We start from the raw sequence: 24,182 nt of genomic DNA, 5'->3' as shown, positions 1-24,182 counted from the left end.
GCATGCCATGGCGGTGATCTGCAGTCCTATTCCGCGCCCGAACGGTGCGCCCCCTCAGGACCGAACAGAACCGCCATGGCCGACAAGACCGCCAACAAGTCCCGTTTCTTCCGCGTCGCCGTCGAAGGTGCCACCGCTTCGGATGGCCGCACGATCGAGCGCGCATGGCTGGAACAGGCCGCATCTTCCTATAATCGCGAAACCTATGCTGCCCGCGTGAACATGGAACATATCCGCGGCTATACCGGCGATGGCCCGTTCAAGGCCTATGGCGATGTTCTGGCTGTTCGCACTCAGGAAGATACGATCAAGATCGACGGCAAGGACGAAAAACGTCTGGCACTCTATGCCCAGATCGACCCGACCGACGAACTGGTGACCTTCAACAAGGCCCGCCAGAAGATCTACACCTCGATCGAGATCGAGCCGAACTTCGCCAATACCGGCAAGGCCTATCTTATGGGTCTGGCTGCGACCGACAGCCCTGCCTCGCTCGGCACCGAAGCCCTGCAATTCTCCCACAGCGGAAACAATGCCTTCGCCAAGACCCTGAAGGCCGATCTAGATCGCCGCAAGCAGACACCGACCTGCGTATTCAGCGCACTGCATGAAACCAGCTTCGAACTGGAACAAGCGTCCGAGCCGACTGAAACCGTGATCGAGAAGATCGCCAATGTCTTCGCCCGCGCCCTTGGCCAAACCAACGACACACCGGTCAATCCGGCTTCGGTTCAGGCCTCGACCCAAGCGCCCGTTCAAACCTCTGGTGACAATACCCAACTGGCCTCGGCTCTGAAGGAATTCAGCACCCAGATCGGCAAGGTCATCGCCGACGGCCAGCAGGACACCAATGCCCGCTTCGCGCGTCTGGAAACCCAGTTCAACACGCTGAAAACCGACCTCGAGAACACGCCCGAGAATGGATACCGCACCCGCCCCCTGCATGCCGGCGGTGACGGCATGGAACTGACCGACTGCTGATCCGCCCCCTCGCTCTTTCTTTCTCGCCTGAACAGCTTCTCCCTTTCCGGATACCGTCCCGATGAAAACCAAAACCCGCCTGCTCTACACCACCTGGCTGTCGCGTCAGGCCGAACTGAACCACGTCGCCGAAAGCACCGTCATTGGCGAAAAACAGTTCACTGTGGACCCTTCGGTCCAGCAAATCCTGATCGACAAACAGCGCGAAAGCTCGGCCTTCCTCAGCCAGATCAACATCGTGCCGGTGGATGAGGCCTCGGGCGAAAAACTGGGCCTCGGCATTGCCGGCACGCTGGCCGGTCGCACTGATACGGACGTCAAGGACCGCGACACCCAAGACCCGACCACGCTGGATGCCGACCGTTACGAGTGCAAACAGACCAACTCGGACACGCATGTCACCTATGCCAAGCTGGATCTGTGGGCCAAGTTCAAGGACTTCCAGACCCGCCTGCGCAATCAGGTCACCCAGCAGCAGGCCCGCGACCGCATCATGATCGGCTGGAACGGTTTGACCGCTGCTAAACAGACCGACCGCGCGACCTATCCGCTACTGCAGGACGTCAATATCGGCTGGCTGGAACAGATCCGTCTGAACCGCCCGACCCATGTCTTTGACGAAGGCACGGCGGCGGCTGGCAAGATCCTCGTCAAGCCGACCGGCGGCGACTATCGCAACCTCGACGCCCTGGTCTATGACGCCATCGCCAAATTCATGCCGGAATGGGTACAGGGCGACACCGAACTGGTCTGCATCGTCGGTGCCGGTCTGCTGCACGAGAAATACTTCCCGATGGTCGACGGCGAGGACAAGCCGACCGAGAAGATCGCGGCTGACATCCTGATGTCCAAGAAGACCTTGGGCGGCAAACAGGTGGCCCAGGTGCCGTTCTTCCCGGCGGGCACCATCCTGATCACCCGTCTGGATAACTTGTCGATCTACGAACAGGAAAACACCCGCCGCAAGACCATTGTCGACAATGCCAAGCGCAACCGTGTCGAGACCTATGAATCGGTCAACGAGGCCTATGTCGTCGAAAACTACGACTTCGCCCTGCTGATCGAAAAGATCGAGGTGCAGGAGGGCTGATCGCCCTCCTCACCCCTATCCCTGAACTCTAGCGGATAATCGATCATGTCCCCCGCCGAACATGCCAAGGCCAAGGCCGAAGCCAAGGCCCGTGAAAAGGCCGAAGCTGAAGCCGAGGCCAAGGCCGCCATCCTGAACCGTCGCCGCCCTCTGATGACCGCACCGGTTGTCAGAGCGGAAAAACCGGTGCCGCCGCCACAACCGGGCCGCACCTCACCGGCGGCACGGCGCAGAGCCTATCTGGTGGCCTCCGGTGCTGGTGCCGTTTTGGCGGCTTCCGGTCTATCTGCCGATGCCTCTCCAATGGACGACATCACCCTGTCTGCCGACGTGGCCAAGATCGTCATCCAGTTGGAAGACGACCGTCGTCGCCTGAAGGACATCAAGGCCACCGATCGCAAGGTCGAAGCCAAGCGCCTGATGCTGCCCGCCTATAAGGGCTGGTGTGATGGCGTGCTGGCCGCTGGCAAAGTCGAACGCGGCCCACTGGATCAGGTCTTCACCACCATCATGGCGTGGACGATCGATGTGGGCGACTACATGACCGCCCTGCCGATGCTGGAACACACCATGATCCATGGTCTGGACATGCCGGCACAGTTCAACCGCGACCCGATCACCTTTGCCATCGACCAGATTTGTGAAGAGGCCATCCGCCTCTACGATCTGGGTGTTGCCAAGGAAGCCGGGTTCGAAGCGGCGGTTCTGCCCATGCTTCAGGACCTGGTGCAGGATCACGATGTCGATCTTCACGACGAGGTTGAAGCCAAACTGTACAAGGCCATTGGCCGTGCGGTTCTGGCCGATGCCAATGACGAAGACGCCGCCGATCTGAAGGCCCGTCAGGAAACCGCCATGCGCGCCTACATGACCGCCATCGAAAAATGCCCGCGTGTCGGCGTCAAGAAAGACATCGAACGTCTCCAGCGAGCCTTGGCCAAGGCCGCAACCGAAACGGCTGAAACCGCAACGGAAACTGAAGAAAGCGCAACGGTTTCGACCGAAGAGGCAACCGAAACCGCACCTTCTGACAACTCTTCGACCGAACAAAACGCGACTGAGCAGACTTCGTCTTCAGACGCGTAAGACCTCGCCCCCCGGCGCTCGGGGCGGGGCTGGACCGACATCAGCGGGTTCGCCTGTCTGCATATTCCGTCCAGCCCCCCACCCCGTATCCGGACGGGCTGCGTAACGAAGGGCCGGCAGGCTCCCGAAACTTAGTAAGGCCGCCCTCAAGCAGCGAGTGACCGCGTCACGAGCGTTAGGGCTTCCAAAAGAAAGCCAGCCATGACCGGTCCCTTCAACTCGACCCCAGTGATCCCTGCATCCGGACAAGCTCCCCAAGGCGGTACCATCGTCTGTGGCCCGTTCTGGCCGGACATCGATCTCGATCATCTGCGAAAATCCCTTCGCGTCGATCAAACCGTAACGATAGAGCGCCTGCGAGATGTCGCCCGCAATGCGGTGCTGGACATCATGGCCGAGTTGAACGACTGGCGGCATGACCAAACCCGCGCCGGCCACACCACATTGGCCGATGTTCCCGCACGCCAACAGGTCGATAACACCAGCGACTATGTGATCCGCTGGACCCGCGCCGTCCACTCCGTCATCGCCGCCGACCTTGCCGATCGACAGTTGGGCCAGTCTGCCCGCTCGGCGGGCATGGAGCGTGTCGAGGAACTGTCCGCCGACATCGATGTCCATCGACGCAACGTCACCTATGCCGTGCGCGATTTTCTGGGCCGTCCCCGCATCATCGCCGAGGTCATCTAATGACCCGCACCCTGCCTGTCGCAGCGATCGATGGCGAAACCGTTGACCAGCTGGTCTGGCGTACCCTTCGCCGTGCCGCCCCTGTGGTCGAGCAGGTGCTGAACCTGAACCCCGGCCTTGCCGATCAGGGATGCTTCTTGCGCCACGGCCAAACCGTCCTTGTGCCCGCCGATGCCACCCGCACCGCCCCCGTTCCCATGGTCCAGCTTTGGAGCTGAAGACATGACCGCACAGCCTTTTCATCATTATCAGCCCGCTCAAACCAACTGGGCCAAGGTCGCCTTCCTGTTTGGTGCCGCTGTTACCCTCGCCTCATGGATCGTCTTCGGTGCCCAGACCGTCCAGCGCGTCGAAGTGCTGGAAGAGCGCACGGCACCCCTTCAGTCCGGAGACCTGATCCGCGTCCAGACCGATGTCGCGTGGATCCGGTCACGTCTGGAAAAGGAACAGGCGCGATGAGCCAGCCTCTGCCCGAGGCCCAATGGTTCTGGCGACGCCTGTTCACATGGGGAGTGACGATCTGGATTCTGTTCCAGTTGCATACCCTGATTGCCCGCCTGCCCGAAGGTGATCTGCGCTCGATATCCGAACGCCTGATCCTGCTGCTCGGCTCCCTCATCGCCTTCTACCTGATCGGCCCGACCGCCGAACACATCATCGCGCTTGTCCGCGCATGGAGAGGAAACCAGCCATGACCTACCGCCTCAGCCAGCGATCGCGCGACCGCATGAAGGGCGTACACCCTGATTTGGTGGCCGTGGTCGAACGCGCCATCCAGATCACCTGCATCGACTTCACCATCACCGAAGGCCTGCGCACGCCAGCCCGACAAAAGGAACTGGTCAAGGCCGGTGCTAGCCGCACACAGAACAGCCGCCACCTGACAGGCCACGCCGTAGATATCGCCGCATGGGTCGACGGGACCGTGCGCTGGGACTGGCCGCTCTATCCCAAGATCGCCGCCGCCTTCAAACAGGCCGCCAAAGAACTGAATACCCCGCTCGTCTGGGGTGGTGACTGGCCACGCCTGCGCGACGGCCCGCACTTCGAACTCGACCGCAAGGCCTATCCATGAAGGGCCGTACCTTCAACTTCCGCTCGCCTGTCGGCATCGTCTTGACTGTGCTGGCCGGTATTCTGTTGCTGATCATCGCCTTTGTGGCGCTGGATGGTCTGGGTTTCCGCTTCGACCCGTTCGACCTGTCGGCCAAACGTCTAGCCCGTGCCGAACAGCAGCGTGATCAGGCGCAACAAGACGCCACCGCCCGTCGCATCGAGGCGGCGGGCACAGTCGAAACACTGCGCCGCGTCGAACAGGTCACCATCCAGATCAGAGCCGCCGAACAGATCGCCTTCCAGTCCGCAACCGCTGCCGCTGAGGCCCCTGATGCAAACACGCCCGTTGACACTTCCCGCCTTGATCGCCTGCGCCTTGCTGATGAGCGCATGTGCCAGCTCCGGCCCGCCATCTGTAGTCAGCCAACCTCTACGGCCAATCCCGGATCAGGCGGCTAATCCATGCCATCTGCCGCGCCTTCCTGAAGGTGTGGTCACGACAGCCACTTTAGAAGCCTTGCTGGTCCAGCGCGGCTCGGCGCTTCTCGCCTGCGATGCGGCCCGCCAGCTGGCCGTGGACACCCTGATCGGCCAGCAGTCCGATCTGAAGGCGCTAGGGCAAACCATAACGCCCTCAAGCAGCAGCCGACCGCGTCGGCTGTGGTAGGGCAAGAACAATGAGAAAGCTGAACAGCCTGAAGGCGCATATGACGGCAGCCCTGTCGCATCGCGGCATCGGCCAGAACCCTGCCGATATGCATTTTGCCATCCCGTCCGGTAGTCTGCTCGGAACGGCCCGCCCCGGCCATGGCTTCGAGTACCGCTACACACTGGTCATGGCCATTCTGGATTGCGCATGGTCGTTGGACGAGATCACCGTCCCGTTGATGGCATGGGTGGCCCGTTGGCAATCGGAGCTGCTGTCCCTGACCGCCGGCAACGGGGGCATCGACTGGGAGGTCGAGCTGCTCGATGACGGCAAGGCCGACATCATGATCCGCATCCCTCTGAGCGAAACGGTAAGCCTAAAACCACGTCCCGATGGCGGTCATGACATGGTCCGACCTGAAGAACCGGTCCCGTTTGCTCTGGAACAGTCCGCGCCCTTGCACAGGGTCTATCTGGACGATGAACTGATCGCTCGCTGCGATCACGAAGTGGGCTGATCATGCCCTCAAGCAGCAAGCCGTCGCACGGCGAGCGTTAGGGAGACAAACAATGTCGGATAGGGCAGATGATCTCCTGATCTATCGCGAGGCTGTCTCGCAATATCTGGAACGACTGGATGACGCCGAGCGCCGACGCCTGACCCGCAGGCTGGCCTTTCAGCTTCGTCGTTCCCAGCAACAGCGTATCCGCGCCCAGAAGGCCCCCGACGGCTCACCATGGCCCAAGCGTAAACCACGCAAGGATCAGAAACCTGCCAGCCGTGCCATCCGCTTCCTCTATCGGAAAGGCAGCGGGGATGAACGTCTGGTCGATATGCGTAGCTGGGTCCGCAAAGGAAATATGCTCACCGGCTTTGATCGTGAAGCCGAAGGCCTGCGCACCTTCCGCGCCGACCGCATTGCCCGCCACCTGCCCGCCGAGGGCGGTGCCGATCCCGGCCCGATTGCCGGCGCAATCAAAGCCCGCAGAGGCAGTGTGCGGCGAAAGGCCCAGTCCATGTTCACCGGCCTGCGCACCGCCAAACACATGAAGGCCGGCTCAACCATGGACGAGGCCTATGTCGAGTTCACCAGCCGCGCCAGCCGCCTCGCCCGCATCCACCATTACGGCCTGAAAGATCGCGTGGTCCCCGACGGCCCCGAAACCGAATACCCGCAACGCGAACTGCTGGGCTTCAGCCAAGCCGATGACGAAGCCGCTATGGACCTCGTCTACGCCCACATGGAAGGGGGACTGTAGTTTCCCCCGTTGTTGTGCCGGGTGGAACTGACAACACCGTAACCTCGCCCGGATAGGCCGAACGCGGCCCTATCCGGCCATGACCCAATATTCCGGCCCCGCTGGCGGCACGACCGCTGTTGACCTGTCACGGCTGCCCTTTCCTGCCGTAATCGAAGCCCTGAACTTCGAAGACATTGTCGCGGGTCTGAAATCCGACCTGATCGCCCTTGCTCCGGAAACTGAAGCCGTGCTTCAGGACGACAGCGAAGTTCTGGTCAAACTCATCCATGTATTCGCCTACCGCGAACTGAACCTACGCCAGCGCATCAATGATGCGGCTCGCGCCATGACCCTTCCCTATGCCACCGGTGCCGATCTCGACGTGGTGGCCGCGCCCTTTGCCAGCCGTATGGAAATCAAGCCGGCCGATCCACTGACCGGCACACCCGCCGTCATGGAAAGCGACGACAGCCTACGCGAGCGTGCCATGATGGGTCCGGAAGGCTTTTCGGTCGCCGGTCCTGCCGGTGCCTATGTGAAATTCGCCCGCGAGGCCTCGCCTCTGGTGCTGGATGCATCGTGCATCACCCCGCAGGCTGGCGATGTTCTGGTGACGGTCTTATCGCGCCAAGGAGACGGTACCGCCGATCAACCTCTGCTGGATCGAGTCATGGCCGTGGTGTCCGATGATGATGTCCGTCCGCTGACCGATCACGTCATTGTCCAGTCCGCCGAAATCCTGACCTTCGAGGTTGTGGCTCGCATCAAGACCTTTACCGGCCCCGACAGCGACGTGGTGATGGCCGAGGCCCGCCGCCGGCTCGATGACTATCTGGCCCGTTCCTACCGCTTGGGACGCGACATCACGCGCGCTGCCCTGACCGCGGCCCTGTGTCCTGATGGCGTGCAAGATGTGGATCTACAATCGCCCGCGGCCTCGATCGTCGTCACACCGCTTCAGGCTGCCCGATGCACCGGCATCACCCTTGTCTATGACGGGTTGGCCGAATGACCTTGCGGGCCGCCGATACCACTTCGCTGCTGCCGCCCAATGCCACGCCGTTCGAGCGTGCGCTGGAGGCCTTGGGCCGCAGACTGGACCAGATGCCGGTCGATCTACGCGAGCTGGTCAATGTCGAAACCTGCCCGCCGCGCTTCCTGCCTTGGTTGGCCTTTACCCGTTCGGTCGACAGCTGGAACCCGTCATGGTCCGTCCGGATCAAGCGCAACCTGATTGCCAACTCGATTGAACTGCACCGCCGCAAAGGTTCGGCGGCATCTGTGCGTGCCGTGGTTCAGGCCTTTGGCGGCCAGATCGCTCTTCGGGAATGGTGGCAGATGGACCCGCCGGGTCAGCCCCATACCTTTGACATGGTCCTGACGGTCACCGGCGAAGACGGCCAGACCGCCACGCAACAATTCATCGAAGAGGTGATCGAAGAGGTCGCCCGCACCAGGCCAGCCCGGTCCTGGTTCACCGTCACCCAAGGCCTTCAGGCCAGTGGCGGCATCGCCATGATCGCCGCGGCCCGTCCCGTCATCCATCGCCGTTTACAACTGTCCGAGGCCGCCTGACCGATGTCCGGTTTCACCATCACCATTACCGATGCGGGTCGTGCCGCCCTGATCAATGCCCAGAACACCGGCACCAATGCCTTTGTCCTATCCCAGATCGGCGTCTCGACCCAGCACGTCGCCGACAATCTGGCTACAATCACAGCCCTGCCGAACGAGCGGAAACGACTGGGTACCATGGCCGGCGATGTGGTGGCCGACGACACCTTGCACGTCACCATCCGCGACGAAGGCAATGACGCCTATCCGATGCGTGCCTTTGGCCTCTACAACTCGACCGGCATTCTGTTTGCCGTATATAGCCAGCCTGACCCGATTATCGAGAAATCGGCTGCGGCCATGCTACTTCTGGCCGTGGATGCCAAGCTGGTGGCTCTGACCACAGATCAGGTCGAGTTCGGCCCAGTCGGCTTCACACTGCCGCCAGCCAGTGAAACCGTCGCCGGCATTACCGAAGTCGCCACCGACGCCGAGACTGACACGGGTACAGATAACTGGCGCTACATCACACCGCGCCTTCTCAAGCGCGCTCTGTCGGCCCTGTCCGGCTTTGCACTGCTGGGTCACAAGCACGATGCAGCCGATACGACTTCGGGTGTGTTCAATGTCGGGCGCATTCCGGCGCTGGCCATGGAAAAAATCACTGGTCTGGCCAATGCCCTTGCTGGCAAGGCCGCCGAAATTCACACACACACCATGGCCCAGGTCACCGGATTGGTGGATGCATTGGCATCCAAAGCGGCAGCTGTGCACCAGCACCATGCCGACGACATTACTTCAGGCGCTCTGGCCGTAGGCCGCATTCCGGCACTTGCAATGGAGAAGATCACAGGTCTGGCTAACGCCCTCGCAGGCAAGGCGAGCCTTGCAGAAATCAACGTCTTTAGCCGCGAAATGACGATCGGGCAGCGTGATGAGACCTATGGATACGTCCGTATATCTGGATCCACTAACGGCACGTCCGGCTGGATAGGTTTTTACAACAATCTCGCTGAGCGACTTGGATACATAGGCGACGGGAAAAATGGTAAAATCGTTCTCCAGTCCGCTCCCGGCTATCGGTACGACTTCACTCAACGCCCACTGTTTAATGGCAAAGAGCCATGGGACGAGCTTAACTTCAATCCATCATCCGGCGGCCTGTTCACAGCCACGCCTGATCTGGTCGCTGGAAACAATGCCAACAACATAGGCCTGAGGGAGTTTGAAACACGTCGCGCAATCTCGACCACGGCTAACAGCCCAATGGCTCAATGGTCGCAGATTATCGGGATACCCAATGATGCCGACAACACGGCACAGCTCGCGCTCGGTATTCAGGCTGATCGTGCCTTCTTCAGGCGGCGCAACGCAGGCAACTGGCAACCGTGGTTCGAGCTGGCCACAACGGAACACGTCGCCAACGCCATCGCCGCCATCCCGTCTGTGCCCAACGCCACCACCTCGGTGCGCGGTCTGGCCCTGCTGGCCACCAATGCCCAGACACTTGCCGGTACCGATGCCAGCCGCTCGATGACGCCCGCCGGTCTCTGGTCCTTTGCCAAGTCCATCGGGCCGAGCGGCTATATCCAAATCCCCGGCACCGACCTGATCATCCAGTGGGGTGTAAACACCGCCAGCATGACCGAAGGTCTGCAACATGCCACTCTTCCAGTGGCCTTTGGCGGCGGCTGTCTGGTCGCACTGGCCAATCCACGCAACCCGTCTGCTGTGGTCCAGTACGACTGGTATATGCAGGCCCATAGCAAGTGGCTGGACCGGATTACCTTCTACGCCAACAAGGCCAATGACAGTTCACCGGCCATGCAGGGCTTCGAGTGGATGGCCATCGGTCTCGCCAAGGGCAACCCCAATCCTGCCTACAACACCGGCGGTGGCGGCGGCACTATCCCACCCGGTGGCGGCGGAGGCGGTGGCGACATTAAGCCAGAGGTTTAACCCATGACCCAATTTGCATTCAGTCCTTCCACACGCGCCTTTTATGATCCGGCTTCGTGGCCGCATGACCTGCCTTCGGACATCGTTCTGTTAGGCACTGGCGATCACGCCCGCCTGCTGGGCGAGCTTTCAGAGGGCCGCGTCCTCGATGTCGATAGCGAAGGCTATCCGCTCACGACCGAACCGGCAGGGCCGGACATCGAGCAGTTGGCCCATCTGGCCCGCCAGCGCCGCGATGCCGGTATCGCATCGGTCCAGTGGTTGATCGAGCGGCACAGGGGTGAACTATCGTTACAGCTCAGCACCACCCTGAACGACGAGGACTATCTGCTGGTGCACCAGTATGTGCAGGACCTGCGCGACGTTCCCGAACAGGACGGCTTCCCCCTCACCATTGAATGGCCGACCCTGCCCCCCGAACTTTTGGCGACGGGCGCATAACCCCGCGTCGGGTCGAAAAGGCACAAGCCTTTTGAACGCGGGGCACTATGGAAGCCATCTTCTTGTTGTTTCGGGTGGACCTGACAACAACGCGCTCGGGAGTGATGACCGGGACTGGGCCATCAATGAGCCATGTCCCGCTCTTCCCCTGCCTCATCGACGGCTGAAACCCATCGCGCTCTTGCCGATTTGGTTCGCGACGGCGTGGTTGATAGCGTCGATCTGGCAGCAGGCAAGGCCATTGTCAGACTGGGCGATATCCTTACACCGCCTTGCGATTGGGCAATGTCGGTCGGTGACACCACCATCTGGAACCCGCCCACGGTCGGCCAGCCTGTCATAGTCATCTGTCCCGAAGGCGACATCGAGCGCGCCTTCATCAGCAACAGACTGCCATCGTCTCAGATGGCCCCGTTGTTCATGGGCGCAAAGGTCGCCGTCCGGTTCAAAGATGGTAGTTTGCTGTCCTATGATCCGGACGCGGGTGAACTGCGCTTTGATCTGGCCGGAAAGGCGTCAGTGGTTGCACCTGCAGGCCTGTCGATCGAGGCCGATATCACCATCACCGGCAATCTGGTCGCCTCTGGCACCTTGAGCGGTGAGCAGGATGTCATCGGTGCGGGCAAGAGCCTGAAGAGCCACAAACACACAGGCGTCACAGCGGGTTCGGCAGTATCGGGCGGCCCTCAATGAGCGGCCTATCCCCCAATACCGGTCGCGCCATTTCCGAACTGGACGACGATTACATCCGCCGTTCGGTGGCAGACATCCTGACCACGCCGGTCGGCTCGCGCGTCATGCGCCGCGATTACGGCTCCTACATTCCCGAGTTGGTCGATCAGCCATTGAACGACCAGACAAAGCTGAAGCTCTACGGCGCAACGGCGATGGCCCTGATGCGCTGGCTTCGTCGCGCCCGTCTCAAATCAGTTCGCCTCGATACCGATGGCGCTTCGTCGCGACTGCAACTGGAACTGGTCCGCACCGACCTGCCCCGTCCGCGCCGGATCGCACAGTCCCTCCCCCTTTCCATCATCTGATCTCTCAAGGACATTTTCCATGGCCCTCGCCCCGCGCCGTCATGGCGTCAAAATCATCGAAGTCACGACCGGCGCTCTGACCCTTCAGGTTGCAGCAACGGCGATCTGGGGGCTGGTGGCCACAGCTTCTGCCGCGGACGCCGATGTCTACCCTCTGGATACGCCGGTGATCGTCACCGATATCGGCGCGGCCATCGAGGCTGCCGGTGCAGACGGCACGCTCGCCAAATCGCTACGCGCCATTGGCGATCAGGTGAACGCCGTCGGTGTCGTGGTGCGCGTAGCCGAAGGTGAAGGCGGCAATGAAGAAGACATTGCCACCAGTCTGCGCGCCAATATCATTGGCGATGGTGCTGCGGGGTCGCGCACCGGCATGCAGGCTCTGCTGGACAGTCAGAGCATTACCGGCCTTCGCCCGCGCATCCTTGCCGTTCCGGGCGTGACCGATCAGGCCGTGGGCGAGGCTCTGGGCCTTTTGGCTTCGCGCCTGAATGCCGTCGCCTATTACGAGGCCGGGCCTGTGCGCACCGTGACGGCCGCCAGTGCCTTCCGCGCCAACTTCACCCACCGCGAACTGTTCCTGATCTTTGGCAGCTTCACCGCCGCCGATCCGGTCAGCAAAGCAATCGAGCCGACCTATGCCACTGCCGTGGCCGTGGGCCTTCGCGCCCGCATCGATCAAGAGATCGGCTTCCACAAGACCATCTCCAACGTGCCGGTGAATGGCGTGATCGGTCTGGACACGCCGGTCAGCTGGGACTTGCAGGATGAAAACACCGAAGCAGGTCTGCTCAATGGTGCGGACATCACCTGTCTGATCCGCCGCGATGGCTATCGCTTCTGGGGCAACCGTGGCTGTGCTTCCGATTCACGCTTTGCCTTCGAGAGCACCGTGCGCACCAATCAGGTGCTGCGCGATACCATTGCCGAGGGTGTGTTCCCCTATATCGACCGCCCCCTGACTCCGGCTATGGCACGCGACATCGTCGAAAGCATCAACGCCCTGTTCCGACGCATGAAGTCGTCAGGCCAGATCATTGGGGCCGAAGCCTTCCTGACCGACGCCAATACGCCTGATCAGCTGGCGGTCGGCAAACTGCGTATCGGTTACCGCTTCACCCCCTGCGCGCCGCTGGAAGACCTGTCGGTCGAAAGCCAGATCACCGACGAGTTCTACGCCGACTTCAACACCCTCGCCGCCTGATCCGATCACCTTCACTCTCAGGTCTTCGAGATTGAAGACTGATATTCTTTAGGAAACCAGAAAATGAACCTGCCACGTAAACTCAAAGACATGGTGGTCCACGGCAACGGCGAAAGCTTCATGGGTGAGTGCAAGACCTTCACCCGCCCGCCACTGGAAATGGAAGGTGAAGACTGGCGCGGCGGCGGCATGATCGCTCCTGTCAAAATCTTCACCGGCCTTCAGGCGCTCGAGGTCGAGCATACCTATGGCGGCGAAATCCCGGCCCTCAATGCCACCTTTGCCGAACATGCGGTCGATGCCACCCAGCTGCGCTTCACCGGTGCCTATCAGGAAGCCGCCGAGGGTCGCTACGACCACGTCGAGATCACCGTGCGAGGGCGCACCTTCGCCATCGATGCCGGCGGCGACGAGGTCGGTGGCGACACCGAGGTCACCTACAAGACCGCCTGTTCCTATTACAAACAGGTTCGCAATGGCCGCGTCGAGTTCGAGATCGATGTCCTGAACAAGGTCTTCATCGTCCACGGCGTCGATCGCATGGCCGAAGAGCGCCGCATCCTCGGCTTCGCCTGATCACACCTCCCCAATCAGCCCCCAGTAGCGAACCTTTACGATGAATGATCAAGCCAAAGTCACTGAAAACAAAGCCCGCGATACTGTCACAGTCGATCTGGATACGCCGCTGAAACGCGGCGACCAGACCTTCAAAGCTGTGGTTCTGCGCAAGCCCAAAGGCGGTGCCCTGCGCGGTGCCAAGGTGGTCGACCTGCTCAACCTCGATCTGGTTGCGGCTTCCAAAGTGGTGCCGCGTATCTCCTCGCCGGTCATTACCGCACAAGAGTTCCTCGACATGGAAGGTGAAGACTGCACCGCCATCGCCGGAGAAATCGCGGCTTTTTTGTTGCAGAAGAAACAGAAGGTCGAAGCTGGCCTCGAATGATCGATGACGCATTTTTCGACATTGCTGCCGTGTTCCACTGGCCGCTGTCGGAAATGGTCGAGATGACGGTTTCCGAAATCCTCGAATGCCGAGATCAGGCCGTCGAGCGCTGGAAACAGATGCACGCCTCAGACAAAACCAAGGGACGCTAAGCCTTACGATGTCGCGTAATCTTCGCCTGCAAATGATCCTGAGCGCCACGGGCAATGCCACGAAATTCCTCAAGGGCGTGCGCAACGATACCGACGCGACATCGAAAGCCCTGCGCGCTGCCCGCGAACGGGTGAGCGAGCTACAGCGATCGACAAAGGATGTGGCCAGCTTTCGTAAGGGTCAGCAGGCTCTTGACGATTTTCGCCAGCAGGTCACGGCTGCTCGGGCTGAGAAGCTCCGTCTCGCCACGGCGATGCAAAATGCCCAGAAGCCGACCAAGAGCCTGACCAGGGCTTATGATCTGGCCAAGACAAAACTTGCCGAACTTCACAGGAAGGAACAGGGCCAGATCAGGCAGCTGTCCGAGCTGGATGCCAAGATGAAGGCAGCAGGTATCTCAACCAAGTCTTTGGGTGCCCATGAACTGCGCTTGAAGCGAGACCTTGAGGGTGCCAACCGCGCTCTGGACCAGCAGAAAACCAAACTCGAAGGCCTTCAATCTCACCAAAAGCGCATGGCTGGTGCTCGTTCCCGCTATGATAGCACGCAGGCCTTTGCCGGTACGGCCGCTGGTGCCGGTGCATCCTCGATCGGAGCCGGAGCTGCCGTCGCCGCACCTTTGGTCATGGCCGGCAAGGCAGCAGTCAACTTTCAGGACGCCATGCTGGACGTCAAAAAGGTGGTGGACTTCGACACTCCGCAACAGTTCCAGCAGATGAACCGCGATGTGATCGGGCTGTCTCGTGATTTGGGTCTGCCTGCCGAGGGCATTGCCCAGATCATCGCCGCTGCCGGTCAGGCCAAAATCCCGCGTGAAGAGCTGAAGGGCTTCGCACAGGATGCCGGTCAGATGGGGGTTGCCTTCAGTACCACAGCCGAGGACGCCGGTCAGAAGATGGCCACATGGCGCGTCGCATTTGGCATGAACCAAGACGCCGTGCGCGGGCTGGCCGACCAGATCAACTATCTGGGCGATAACGGCAACGCCACAGCGCTGGCCATCTCCGATGTTGTCACGCGCGTCGGCCCTCTGGGCGGCGTCGCCGGTCTGGCCGCCGCCGAAGTCGCCGCACTCGGCTCGACCATTGTTGGCATGGGTGTGGCAGAAGAAGTTGCTGCCACAGGCATCAAGAACACCATGCTTGCCCTGACCAAGGGCAAGGCCGCCACCAAGGCACAGGTCACCGCCTATAAGGCGCTCGGACTGGAAGCTGGTGCCGTCGCCAAGGCCATGCAGGCCGATGCCGGTGGCACCATTGTCGATGTTCTGGAACGGGTCAGCAAACTGTCTGCCGATGAACAGGCCTCGACCCTGACCCAGCTGTTCGGTTCTGAATCCGTAGCCGCCATTGCGCCCATGTTGTCTCAGCTGGATGTGCTCAAGACTAACCTCGATGCAGTGGCCGACAGCAGCAAGACCTCCGGCTCCATGGCCGTCGAGTTTGCCAACCGCATGTCCGGTGCCAAGGGGGCCATGATGCAGGCCACAGAGGGCATCAAGGGCGTGGCCATTACGGCAGGCATGGAATTCCTGCCAGTCATTCGCGAGGTGGCTGAAAAGGTTCGCGATGCCTCGGCCCAGTTCGCCAGCTTTGCCGAAGCCCACCCCAATGTAATCAAGGTGGCTGGCGTCCTGCTCGCCATTGTGGCCGGCGCACTTCTGATCTTCGGCGGTCTGGCTTTGGCCGTCGCCGCCGTGCTTGGCCCCTTTGCCCTTCTCCAGTTCGCACTGGCTGGATCTAGCGCCCTGTTCGCCCCTGTTATCGCCGGCCTGACCGGCATGATCGGCACCACATGGGCATGGACAGCAGCTCTGCTGGCCAACCCGATGACGTGGATCGTTCTGGGTATCGTCGCCGCCGTCGCCCTCCTCGCTGGCGGCGTCTATCTGATCTACAAGAACTGGGGCACGATTGGCCCATGGTTTGCCGGTGTGTGGGCCAAGATCAAGGAGATCGGCAGTGCCGCCATTCAGGCCCTGATCTTCGTCTTCATGAACTTCTCGCCGGTCGGCATCTTGATACAGGCCTTCCAGAAGGTCTGGCCGGCGCTGTCCGGTCTGGGCGAGCGGTTCAAATCCATTGGCGGCGACTTGATCAAAGGCCTGATCAACGGCCTGATGGGCGGTCTGCCCAATGTGCTGTCCACCATTGCTAATCTAGGCGGCAAGCTCGTTACCGGCCTGAAGAACAAACTGGGTATCAGATCGCCCAGCCGTGTTTTTGCCGGTCTTGGTGATGAAACTGTGGCGGGCCTTACTCAAGGCCTAAACCGTTCCAGTGGCAGTGCCGTCAGCGCCGTGGCGCGTGTCGGTGCCGGCATGACAGCAGCTCTGGCCGTGGGTGCCGGCGCTTCGCCCTCGATGTCGTTCGATAGCGGCCCGCGCATTACGGCCCCCGTTCCGGCCGTCGCCAGTCAGGATCACTCTCGCCCCTCGATCGGTCAGGTGGTGATCAATATCTACGCCCAGCCGGGACAGGATGAAGCGGCGCTTGCCCGACGCATCAAGGCCTTGCTCGACAGCCCCGACCTGTCGACCTTTGGCGACGATCCGGAGGGGCTCGATTAGTCATGGCCCTGATGACGCTTGGTATGTTCGTCTTCGACCTGCCCACCCTCACCTATAACCAGCTTCAGCGCCGGTCTTCATGGCGCCACCCTACCAGCGAGCGCGTGGGCGCACGCCCTGCTGGCCAGTTCGCTGGTGCCGGTGACGATGACATCACCCTGACCGGCATGCTGGCCCCTGTGGCATTCGGCAAGGCCGACAGTCTGGATGACCTGCGCACCATGGCCGACACCGGCGAGGTCTTCCCGCTGGTCGACGGCTCGGGCCATATCTACGGTGCCTTTGCCATCACATCGCTGGACGAAACCCAGCGCTCGATCATGGACAATGGCCGCCCGCGCATCAGTGACTTCACCCTGTCGCTCAAGCGGATGGACGATCCTCTGCCTGAAGAACCGGAACAGGCAGCCCCCCAATGACCGGCCAGTATGTTCACCGTCAGGCAGCATGGGCGATCACGGTGGATGGCGTCGATATCGCCGACACCTTGCGCCCCCGTCTGATCAGTCTCGATCTGACCGAAAAGCGCGGCACCGATGCCGACGAACTGTCGCTTGTTCTCTCAGACCATGACGGTCAGCTGGCCGTCCCGCGTCCCGGTGTCATCATCGCCGTGTCACTGGGCTGGAAAGACCTTGGCACAGCCAATCCGCCCCAACTGGTCGACAAGGGCCGCTACAAGGTGGACCAGCTGACACACGCCGGCACACCCGACACCCTGACCATCCGCGCTCGATCGGCTGATCTGACACGCGCCTTTCGCCAGCGTCGCGTCCAGTCCTGGACACAGACCACACTGGGCACGGTGCTTGGCGATCTGGCCGGTCGTAATGGCCTTCAGCTCAAATGCGCCGATGACAAATCCGACGTTGAAATCGCCCATCTGGCCCAAAGCAATGAATCAGACGCAGCCCTGATTGCCCGTCTGGGCCGCATGCACGACGCTGTGGCCACCGTTAAGGCCGGCGCATTGATATTCATGGCCTGTGGCGCAGGGGAAAGCCCCGGCGGTGCCCCCTTGGGCCTTGCAACAATCACCCGCAGAGATGGCGATAGACACACATGGGAGTCTGCCGAGCGCGGTTCCTATTCCGGTGTCATCGCCGAATGGCACGATCGCGCCGGTGGCCAGCGTAAAAAGGTGGTGGTCGGTGACGAGGAAAACGCCAAGAAGCTGGCCCGCACCTATGCCAGCGCAGCCAGCGCCCGCCGTGCCGCCGATGCCGAATACAAACGGCTGGAACGTGGTGCCGCCAAGTTCTCGCTGACGCTGTCGCACGGACGCCCTGACATCTTCCCCGAAAAGACCGTCGTCGTGTCCGGCTTCAAGCCTGTGATCGACGCCGCCAACTGGCTGGTGGTCGAGACACGCCACACCCTGAACAGCACCGGCTTGGGCACCAGCCTCCAGCTAGAACTGGGCGGTTCGGCAAATACGCAACGCACGTCAAACACCTGACCAATCCCCGCAAGAAACAGAGGTAAATCATTATGAAACATGATAAAAATATCACCGGGGCGCAGTCGGGAAATGAGATGGCAAACGACACCCGTTTTGGCGGCGCAAATGCCAATCGCAGACATCAGGGCGGCAGCACCATTAAGCAGGTCTGCCCCCATTGTGGTTCCATAGCAAAGGCCCGAACTTCACGCGCCGTGACGCCACTATTCAGAGAATTGCGTTTTCAATGCACCAATGTTGATGGCGATGAAGCCTGCGGTCACACCTTCGTTTGCTCACTGGTGATCGAACGGACCATCGTGCCTTCAGCGCGCCCGAACCCGCGTATCAATTTGTCGATCGCACCAGCACGCATGAACCGCACAGCCCTGCCGTCTCCGGCAGGGTGATGATTGGTCTACTTCGCTTGATCAAAGGCTTCCTGCAATTCAGGCATTATCAGTCTGGATTGTGTTGCAGCAGCAAGGAAATCAAAGGTGCATTTTGTCGATAGCCCACCCCCTCTTTCCAGCTTGTCTTTAGTGTCTTCCATAACTGATGGGCGGACATCTCCATCGAGCACCGTTTGAAGCTGCTTCAAGGCTTCGCGTTTCAGATAAATAGCTGTGTTACAGGTATCCAAAGCATCTTTAAGGGCCGTTTTGGCATCCCCTTTGGCGCTTTTGGGAACTCTAATTTTCCCCATGTCCAACCAAGCTGCCTCGCATGCCTCAGCTGCCGACTTCGTCGGGCCGTAAGCGGTGTAAACATCGCCGCTTTCAAGTGCCGTTCCTGCCGCCGTCAGCGGATCATCACATCTAGCCATGTGGTTTTTGACGTTCGTCCAGATAACGTCGAACTCTTCTTGCGACACACCGTCACGAACTGGTGTTTTAGGTACTGGCTGGTCAACAGCGGCCTGAACTGAACTGCCTTCAGGGACAGGTGGAAGCATTGATCCTCCCCAACCTATGGCGAAGAAGGACCCAACCATCATCAGAAGCCCATAACGGCGCTTTTTTATCTTCATCCAAGCTTGCGGCTTGATGAGATTGACGATCCCTAAGGCAAAGCAAGCCAGTGCCGCGAATACAATAATACCGCCTAGCGTTTCCATATCAATCCTCCGGTGCGAACAGCGTTATTGCATTGGCCTTGTTCTCGCCCTATTTCAATATAGCCAAGCTTTTAATCGGTCGCCGCCCGCCCCCGCCCGCGCGCCCGTCCCTCCTTTTGTCTCAGACCCAGCAGTGCCTATGGCCCGCTACGTCTGATCCAAGCGATTGCATCGCCAGCTTCAAGCGCTACGCCCGCCCCCACGCGCGCGAAAATCGAAACTCCTCACCCTTCGCAGAGCCAGCCACGCTGGCCCCATACACAAACGGCCGCCGTGCTTCGCGCGGCAGCCTGTGGGCGTCAAAGGACAGGCGGAGCCTGTCCGCCCTGCGGTTTCTGTTGGAAACACCCCGTCTGCATCATCGATCGGGGATTTAAGTGGTCGTCCGACCAGGACGCCGCCTTCTATCTTCTATCAAAGTGGTCTCGCGACCAGCGAGACGCATTAGATAAAAGATATCAGGAGGGATTCTCGACCCTCAGGTGATTCACGTTCCTTCCAGATCGGACGGGTCGTTTTTAGCGCTATCCAGTGCGATCAGGGTGCCGAGGGTATCGAACTGTTCCAGCATGGCCGCCCTGCCCGCCTTCTGCTGGGCCTCCAGCCGCTGCGCCTTGGCAGTCATGGGCAACGCTCCGCAAACGGATGATACCGCTCCACGCGCCGCTTTCGGGCGTCTGCGGATGATCTTGCTGATGGCCTCCCACGCCTTGGTCGGCGTCATCAGGGCATAGGCGTTCGAGATCTGTTTGACCTGCGGGCCACGACGCCCCCGCAACCCGCTTTCGACATAACGCCGCTGCCATCGCAAAAAGCCATGCTCCTTCAGCTGGCTCTTCCACGCATGGATGACCTTGGCCGGTACGTTCAGCTTCTCGGCCAGCCATCCCACGCTGGGCTCCAGTCGCCCTCGCCCGCGCACCGCCATATTGATCATCAGCCGGTACATCTCGACCGCACCTGACGATATGGTGCCCTTTGCGCCCCAGCGTTGGCCGGGCTGGCGCAGCTTCTCGCGATAGACCGTCAACGCCAACAGCATGTCCTTGCCGTGCTCGAGGCTGATGGACTGCCACCGCTCGCTACCAGCCCAGCGGCTTTCGCGGCGAACCCTCTGATATGTACGGCGGTGTTCGGGAGTTTTGAAGTTTTGGGCTGGGGCAATGCTCATTTCGCGCACTCCATGCCCGCCCGGATGCTGCGCACATGGGCTTCCACCCGCTGCAGCTCCGGCTCGATGTCGCGCTTTTCGTGTTCGGTATAGATGCCGTCAGCACCTGCCTTGCGGATCAGGGACTGCGCCCGAGCCATCGTCTCGGAGGCTTCACACGCCTCGCTGATCGCGCACTCGGCCTCGCTGGGTGCGGGTCCGGCATTGGCCAGCGCCTGACTATAGATCGGCTCGCCGCACTCCAGCTCCAGTAGGTGCAGTGCCCCGATCGGCATCGTCTTGCCGTCCTCGGATGATCGGCACCCGTACATGGCCGTCCGGCCCATAGCGAAGGGCGTATTCTCAAGCAGGGTCACACAACGATCTGCGCCCCCACAGGCATCCTGCAGGGCGCGCGCCAGATAGGCGTGTTGGCGAATATTCAAGTGGATTCTCGATCTTCGAATCCGCGTGACGTTGTTAGGTCACAGGCCGCACAAAGGCATTCGCTGTGGCGCAATCCGGCCCAGCGTTGGCAAAAGGCATACCGATGACCGTGGCGATACACACGGAAAGGGTCAGCGCTTTGGGCGTAGGAACAGCCGCTCTGACGGCTGCGGGCCGTCTGGCGAAAGCTGTATCGTCCCGGCGGAATGGGCCGGACGGCACACAGTTGGAGGTGTCAGACAAAGCTGAACCGCAACCCGATGGTGGTCGGATGCAGGGTTCATCCCTGCGCGGCACAATCACGCTCGCGGTCCAGCGCAAGCTGCATCAGCAGTCGGCGGATCAGGTCATGCATGACGGTAATCAAAAATCACCGTCATGCGAGAATATGGTGGGCCTGCCGGAACAGGGCTGGATGGGGGCTGAAAACCCCGTACCGGCAGGCATCGACGTTAGGGGGACGCCGATTTTGACACAGGGCGGTACGACACCGTCGCCTGTGGATAACTTGTCAGATTTCAATGCACTGGCGAGTTCTTCCAACTCGTCAGCAGAGAGGGCAACAACCTCCATCTCTGGCTGGTGGAGCATCAACTCCAACTCGGACGGGCATATATCCAGCGCAGCGACTTCTGCCTTAAGGCAGCACCCTGCTTCAGACAGGCACGCCTGCCATCCGCAATCATCGCAATACGCAACACCCCCCGCACTCATGTCTAGGGAGCCAGTGCAGAGATGACGCGCACGTCATGCAGGTCAGGGCGCAGCGTCGAGACAGATACTTCGCCGGAAGTCAGGCGGTCGATGGCGATGGCCATCTCGGCCGATACCCTTTCAGCGCCATTCTCAAGAGCGCTTACATGCGCACGAGATTTGAAACCCAGTCGGATTGCCAAATCCGCTTGGGTTAAGCCTGACTTTCTTCGCCATTCAGCAATCTTGCTCATGACCAGAACGTCGGATTATCCGACGATTGAGTCAAGGCGATTCCGTCGGATTATTGGTACCGACAAGATTATCAAACAAAATCAGACTGCAAACCATGCAGCCTAAGCGGACAAAGCGCGCCTCGACGCCAACAGAAGAACTCAGCCATCGCTGGTACCTTCCAGAACACGCAGCAATTCACGGTAAACGACAGGCCGATGCCGAGCGTGATCTTGGCTGGTCTAGGGCCAAAACAAGCGATCTTTGGAACCTGAAACAACGGTACACTCAGGAATCCGTGGACGAAGCAGCCAACTGGCTAGGCATACGTCCGTATGAATTGCTTATGCCCCCTGAAGACGCAGAACGCTTACGCAAACTCGAGCAGCTCCTGAATGATCACGCTCGATTGCTCAGCAAAGATGGCGGCTCAATCTAACAGGTTTTAAGAGCGTCGGATTATCCGACATTTTTATATTGACTAATTCGTCGGATTATCCGACGTTCCCCCTGTCGTTGAACGGGGGGACCAATGCCCGCATTTCCAAATCAAATTCACAAGCGCGGCTTTGCCAGCCTGTCGCCCGAACGCCGCGTAGAGATCGCCCGCAAGGGCGGTGGCTCTGTGCCCGCAGAGAAGCGTTCGTTTTCGCAAAACCGCACTCTGGCCCGCACTGCCGGCGCTAAAGGTGGCTCGGCCAAGAAGGCCCAGCCCGAATGAGCGGCCATCCCATCTCGAATGAGGCCGCGTTCGATAATCCTGACGTGATGACCGCCGCCGCCCAAGGCCGCCTTCGCACCATCATCCAGCGCGTCGAGCGGCTTGAAGAAGACAAGAAGGCCATCCTTGAGGACATCAAGGAGGTCTTCGCAGAGGCCAAGGGCGAAGGCTTTGACGTCAAAATCCTGCGCAAGGTCATCCGTATGCGTAAACAGGACAAGGCCAAGCGACAGGAAGAGGAAGCCATCCTCGATCTCTACCTGTCCGCATTGGGTGAGCTGTGACCATGGCCCACCCGCAAAAGCGCATCATCGGCAGTGAAGCCATGAATGCCCACCGCCCTGCCCTTCAGGTCCGCTTTATGGCCCGCCGCCGCCCTGTGGTGCCCGTATGGGCGTGTATCGTCGGTGCCGCTGTTGCCGTGATCGTCGGCGCGTGGATCGATGCCGTGATCGAGGTTCCTGTCTGTGGCGCGATCTTCGCCTTCATCGCTTGGCGCGTCTGGAGGGCCGCGTGACCCGCAACCGTAAACGCGTCCTCGTCGCCATCATCGCCGCCGCCATTCTGTACGGCGCGGCAACCTACCTGTTCCGGAGCTGCTGCTGATGGGAAACAAGTCCCTCGATATCGAAATCGGCCGTCGCCTGCGCCAAGCCCGTATCGCCAAAGGCCTGACCCAAAAGGATATGGCCGCAGCCATCGGCCTGTCGCATCAGTCCATCCAGAAATACGAGAACGGTGAGAGCCGTCTGTCGCTGTCCACTCTGGCCGTTCTGCGCCAGCACATCGGCATTGAACCCGCCGACCTGCTGCCCGCCATCCGCGCCGATGGCACCGCTGTCGCCGACCCTCTGGCCAACATGGGCCAATCCATCATCGGATTGCGCCTCGCCAACCTGTTTGGCCGCATGCGCCCCGACCAACAACAATCCCTGCTGAACGTGGCCAAGGCCATCGTTCCAGACGCTGTGAGCGCCACATGACCGTCGAAACCAATAAACGCACCCTTGCCAAGAACAAGACCCGCCAGCGCGTCATGGACGCCGCCCGCACGGTCTGGACCGCACCGGGCAGCTATCAAACCCAAGGCATCCGCGAAGTCGCTGCAAAGGCTGGAATGTCCACCGGCGCGGTGTTCGCCAACTTCGACAGCAAGGAAGACCTGTGGCTTGCGGTGTTCGAATGCCCCGCCCCGACTGACAGCGCCCTGACCCGCGCCGCGCCCGAGATGCGCCGCATCCTTCAGAACCTGATCGAACAACGCCCCGAAGTCATCGGCACCTTGCCCGCCCCTATCGCGCAGGACTGGATCGATGCCGAACGCATCATCGAGCAGCTGAAGGATCAGGAACTGGCCAGCCAGCCCGCACAGGAGCGCATGGCCGCATGACCTTTGACCCTTGCGACAAGCCCGTCCTGCTGGACCGTAACCCGCGCCTACTCGTCTGGGCGCGATGGTTCCTCTCTGCTGGCTACAGCCTCCGTACCGTCGCCGACCTGTTCGACTGCGACCCTCACGAACTGAACATGGGCCTGAAGGCATGACCCAAGTCCCGATAAATCCACTCTGGATGGTTCACGTCATCGGCCCAGACGATGTTCATCCCGCTCCTGATTTCGATACGGCCGTCCAATGGTGCGCTGAACAAAATGCCTTCTTTGGGCCTATCAGCGCAGCAGGCGGCGTCACCCTCAAGTTCGTGCCCGCGCTTTGGAAAGGCAC

37 protein-coding genes are annotated in these 24,182 nt (G+C 60.7%); 33 read left to right on the top strand and 4 right to left on the bottom strand.

The genetic code is table 11. From position 1 onward, the window contains the following. Positions 1-75: 75 nt before the first annotated feature. The 26 genes from WEU32_RS07760 to WEU32_RS07635 all read left to right on the top strand — a co-directional run bounded on the left by WEU32_RS07760 (position 76) and on the right by WEU32_RS07635 (position 18,507). Complete coding sequence (locus tag WEU32_RS07760) at positions 76-981, top strand: GPO family capsid scaffolding protein (RefSeq protein WP_406851501.1); 906 nt, start codon at positions 76-78, stop codon at positions 979-981. Between the two features lie 61 nt (positions 982-1,042). Beyond that, entirely contained in the window at positions 1,043-2,071 is a 1,029-nt protein-coding gene (locus tag WEU32_RS07755; protein ID WP_406851500.1) for a phage major capsid protein, P2 family, read from the top strand. 45 nt (positions 2,072-2,116) lie between these two features. Then, positions 2,117-3,157, top strand: a complete 1,041-nt coding sequence (gene gpM, locus WEU32_RS07750; protein WP_406851499.1) for a phage terminase small subunit — start codon at positions 2,117-2,119, stop codon at positions 3,155-3,157. Between the two features lie 201 nt (positions 3,158-3,358). After that, positions 3,359-3,847 carry a head completion/stabilization protein gene (locus tag WEU32_RS07745; RefSeq protein ID WP_406851498.1) on the top strand — a complete coding sequence of 163 codons (489 nt, stop codon included), beginning with the start codon at positions 3,359-3,361 and terminating at the stop codon, positions 3,845-3,847. Further along, positions 3,847-4,065: a tail protein X gene (locus WEU32_RS07740; protein ID WP_406851497.1), complete on the top strand. Its 219-nt coding sequence runs from the start codon at positions 3,847-3,849 to the stop codon at positions 4,063-4,065. Before WEU32_RS07745 ends, WEU32_RS07740 begins: the two co-directional genes overlap by 1 nt. Before the next feature lie 4 nt (positions 4,066-4,069). Next, the gene (locus WEU32_RS07735; RefSeq protein WP_406851496.1) at positions 4,070-4,306 is read left to right on the top strand and encodes a hypothetical protein; all 237 of its coding nucleotides are present in this window, start codon (positions 4,070-4,072) and stop codon (positions 4,304-4,306) included. Continuing rightward, the gene (locus tag WEU32_RS07730; RefSeq protein WP_406851495.1) at positions 4,303-4,542 is read left to right on the top strand and encodes a hypothetical protein; all 240 of its coding nucleotides are present in this window, start codon (positions 4,303-4,305) and stop codon (positions 4,540-4,542) included. Before WEU32_RS07735 ends, WEU32_RS07730 begins: the two co-directional genes overlap by 4 nt. Then, positions 4,539-4,922, top strand: a complete 384-nt coding sequence (locus tag WEU32_RS07725; RefSeq protein WP_406851494.1) for a M15 family metallopeptidase — start codon at positions 4,539-4,541, stop codon at positions 4,920-4,922. The genes WEU32_RS07730 and WEU32_RS07725 overlap by 4 nt, the downstream gene beginning before the upstream one ends. After that, complete coding sequence (locus WEU32_RS07720; protein WP_406851493.1) at positions 4,919-5,362, top strand: hypothetical protein; 444 nt, start codon at positions 4,919-4,921, stop codon at positions 5,360-5,362. Before WEU32_RS07725 ends, WEU32_RS07720 begins: the two co-directional genes overlap by 4 nt. A gap of 31 nt (positions 5,363-5,393) precedes the next feature. Beyond that, complete coding sequence (locus WEU32_RS07715) at positions 5,394-5,570, top strand: hypothetical protein (RefSeq protein ID WP_406851492.1); 177 nt, start codon at positions 5,394-5,396, stop codon at positions 5,568-5,570. A 10-nt stretch (positions 5,571-5,580) separates the two neighbouring features. Continuing rightward, on the top strand, positions 5,581-6,069 hold the full coding sequence (locus tag WEU32_RS07710) for a phage tail protein (protein ID WP_406851491.1): 489 nt from the start codon (positions 5,581-5,583) through the stop codon (positions 6,067-6,069). A gap of 52 nt (positions 6,070-6,121) precedes the next feature. Further along, complete coding sequence (locus tag WEU32_RS07705) at positions 6,122-6,811, top strand: phage virion morphogenesis protein (RefSeq protein ID WP_406851490.1); 690 nt, start codon at positions 6,122-6,124, stop codon at positions 6,809-6,811. Positions 6,812-6,890: 79 nt separating this feature from the next. Beyond that, positions 6,891-7,805: a baseplate J/gp47 family protein gene (locus tag WEU32_RS07700; RefSeq protein ID WP_406851489.1), complete on the top strand. Its 915-nt coding sequence runs from the start codon at positions 6,891-6,893 to the stop codon at positions 7,803-7,805. Continuing rightward, entirely contained in the window at positions 7,802-8,368 is a 567-nt protein-coding gene (locus WEU32_RS07695) for a phage tail protein I (RefSeq protein WP_406851488.1), read from the top strand. The genes WEU32_RS07700 and WEU32_RS07695 overlap by 4 nt, the downstream gene beginning before the upstream one ends. Positions 8,369-8,371: 3 nt before the next feature. Continuing rightward, positions 8,372-10,306 (top strand): gp53-like domain-containing protein, encoded by a 1,935-nt coding sequence (locus WEU32_RS07690; protein ID WP_406851487.1) that lies wholly within the window; start codon positions 8,372-8,374, stop codon positions 10,304-10,306. A gap of 3 nt (positions 10,307-10,309) precedes the next feature. Beyond that, the gene (locus WEU32_RS07685) at positions 10,310-10,747 is read left to right on the top strand and encodes a phage tail assembly chaperone (protein ID WP_406851486.1); all 438 of its coding nucleotides are present in this window, start codon (positions 10,310-10,312) and stop codon (positions 10,745-10,747) included. A gap of 132 nt (positions 10,748-10,879) precedes the next feature. Continuing rightward, positions 10,880-11,440: a phage baseplate assembly protein V gene (locus WEU32_RS07680; RefSeq protein WP_406851485.1), complete on the top strand. Its 561-nt coding sequence runs from the start codon at positions 10,880-10,882 to the stop codon at positions 11,438-11,440. Next, positions 11,437-11,787 (top strand): GPW/gp25 family protein, encoded by a 351-nt coding sequence (locus WEU32_RS07675; RefSeq protein WP_406851484.1) that lies wholly within the window; start codon positions 11,437-11,439, stop codon positions 11,785-11,787. The genes WEU32_RS07680 and WEU32_RS07675 overlap by 4 nt, the downstream gene beginning before the upstream one ends. A 19-nt stretch (positions 11,788-11,806) precedes the next feature. Continuing rightward, positions 11,807-12,991, top strand: a complete 1,185-nt coding sequence (locus WEU32_RS07670) for a phage tail sheath subtilisin-like domain-containing protein (RefSeq protein WP_406851483.1) — start codon at positions 11,807-11,809, stop codon at positions 12,989-12,991. Positions 12,992-13,054: 63 nt separating this feature from the next. Further along, on the top strand, positions 13,055-13,567 hold the full coding sequence (locus WEU32_RS07665) for a phage major tail tube protein (protein ID WP_406851482.1): 513 nt from the start codon (positions 13,055-13,057) through the stop codon (positions 13,565-13,567). Between the two features lie 40 nt (positions 13,568-13,607). Next, positions 13,608-13,934, top strand: a complete 327-nt coding sequence (locus tag WEU32_RS07660) for a phage tail assembly protein (protein ID WP_406851481.1) — start codon at positions 13,608-13,610, stop codon at positions 13,932-13,934. Then, positions 13,931-14,086: a GpE family phage tail protein gene (locus tag WEU32_RS07655; protein WP_406851480.1), complete on the top strand. Its 156-nt coding sequence runs from the start codon at positions 13,931-13,933 to the stop codon at positions 14,084-14,086. The genes WEU32_RS07660 and WEU32_RS07655 overlap by 4 nt, the downstream gene beginning before the upstream one ends. Before the next feature lie 8 nt (positions 14,087-14,094). After that, positions 14,095-16,656, top strand: coding sequence for a phage tail tape measure protein (locus tag WEU32_RS07650; RefSeq protein ID WP_406851479.1), 2,562 nt, complete (start codon positions 14,095-14,097; stop codon positions 16,654-16,656). 2 nt (positions 16,657-16,658) lie between these two features. Next, the gene (locus WEU32_RS07645; protein ID WP_406851478.1) at positions 16,659-17,075 is read left to right on the top strand and encodes a phage tail protein; all 417 of its coding nucleotides are present in this window, start codon (positions 16,659-16,661) and stop codon (positions 17,073-17,075) included. Continuing rightward, a complete protein-coding gene (locus tag WEU32_RS07640; protein WP_406851477.1) occupies positions 17,072-18,115 on the top strand; it encodes a contractile injection system protein, VgrG/Pvc8 family in 1,044 nt (347 codons plus the stop codon). Before WEU32_RS07645 ends, WEU32_RS07640 begins: the two co-directional genes overlap by 4 nt. A gap of 32 nt (positions 18,116-18,147) precedes the next feature. Beyond that, a complete protein-coding gene (locus WEU32_RS07635; protein WP_406851476.1) occupies positions 18,148-18,507 on the top strand; it encodes an ogr/Delta-like zinc finger family protein in 360 nt (119 codons plus the stop codon). An 8-nt stretch (positions 18,508-18,515) separates the two neighbouring features. Here the strand turns inward: WEU32_RS07635 and WEU32_RS07630 are convergent, their stop codons facing one another. The 4 genes from WEU32_RS07630 to WEU32_RS07615 form a co-directional block, all read right to left on the bottom strand. Further along, positions 18,516-19,214, bottom strand: coding sequence for a hypothetical protein (locus WEU32_RS07630; RefSeq protein WP_406851475.1), 699 nt, complete (start codon positions 19,212-19,214; stop codon positions 18,516-18,518). 487 nt (positions 19,215-19,701) lie between these two features. Next, complete coding sequence (locus tag WEU32_RS07625) at positions 19,702-20,385, bottom strand: hypothetical protein (protein ID WP_406851474.1); 684 nt, start codon at positions 20,383-20,385, stop codon at positions 19,702-19,704. Next, positions 20,382-20,810, bottom strand: coding sequence for a hypothetical protein (locus WEU32_RS07620; RefSeq protein ID WP_406851473.1), 429 nt, complete (start codon positions 20,808-20,810; stop codon positions 20,382-20,384). The genes WEU32_RS07625 and WEU32_RS07620 overlap by 4 nt, the downstream gene beginning before the upstream one ends. 717 nt (positions 20,811-21,527) lie before the next feature. After that, on the bottom strand, positions 21,528-21,758 hold the full coding sequence (locus tag WEU32_RS07615) for a helix-turn-helix transcriptional regulator (RefSeq protein WP_406851472.1): 231 nt from the start codon (positions 21,756-21,758) through the stop codon (positions 21,528-21,530). 26 nt (positions 21,759-21,784) lie between these two features. Here WEU32_RS07615 and WEU32_RS07610 point away from each other — a divergent pair, with 26 nt between their 5' ends. From WEU32_RS07610 to WEU32_RS07580, 7 genes are all read left to right on the top strand, one after another. Then, the gene (locus WEU32_RS07610; RefSeq protein WP_406851471.1) at positions 21,785-22,177 is read left to right on the top strand and encodes a hypothetical protein; all 393 of its coding nucleotides are present in this window, start codon (positions 21,785-21,787) and stop codon (positions 22,175-22,177) included. A 93-nt stretch (positions 22,178-22,270) separates the two neighbouring features. Beyond that, positions 22,271-22,459, top strand: a complete 189-nt coding sequence (locus WEU32_RS07605; RefSeq protein WP_406851470.1) for a stress-induced protein — start codon at positions 22,271-22,273, stop codon at positions 22,457-22,459. After that, positions 22,456-22,743 (top strand): DUF2312 domain-containing protein, encoded by a 288-nt coding sequence (locus tag WEU32_RS07600; RefSeq protein WP_406851469.1) that lies wholly within the window; start codon positions 22,456-22,458, stop codon positions 22,741-22,743. Before WEU32_RS07605 ends, WEU32_RS07600 begins: the two co-directional genes overlap by 4 nt. After that, positions 22,740-22,976, top strand: coding sequence for a hypothetical protein (locus WEU32_RS07595; protein ID WP_406851468.1), 237 nt, complete (start codon positions 22,740-22,742; stop codon positions 22,974-22,976). The genes WEU32_RS07600 and WEU32_RS07595 overlap by 4 nt, the downstream gene beginning before the upstream one ends. An 88-nt stretch (positions 22,977-23,064) precedes the next feature. After that, a complete protein-coding gene (locus WEU32_RS07590; protein ID WP_406851467.1) occupies positions 23,065-23,442 on the top strand; it encodes a helix-turn-helix domain-containing protein in 378 nt (125 codons plus the stop codon). Then, on the top strand, positions 23,439-23,849 hold the full coding sequence (locus WEU32_RS07585) for a TetR/AcrR family transcriptional regulator (protein ID WP_406851466.1): 411 nt from the start codon (positions 23,439-23,441) through the stop codon (positions 23,847-23,849). Before WEU32_RS07590 ends, WEU32_RS07585 begins: the two co-directional genes overlap by 4 nt. Then, a complete protein-coding gene (locus WEU32_RS07580) occupies positions 23,846-24,004 on the top strand; it encodes a hypothetical protein (RefSeq protein ID WP_406851465.1) in 159 nt (52 codons plus the stop codon). The genes WEU32_RS07585 and WEU32_RS07580 overlap by 4 nt, the downstream gene beginning before the upstream one ends. Positions 24,005-24,182 lie beyond the last annotated feature (178 nt).

Source organism: Brevundimonas sp. BH3 (assembly GCF_045345115.1).
Taxonomy (GTDB): Bacteria; Pseudomonadota; Alphaproteobacteria; order Caulobacterales; family Caulobacteraceae; genus Brevundimonas.
Note: the sequence above shows the minus strand (reverse complement) of the source record. Positions and strands in the feature narration are given on the sequence as shown.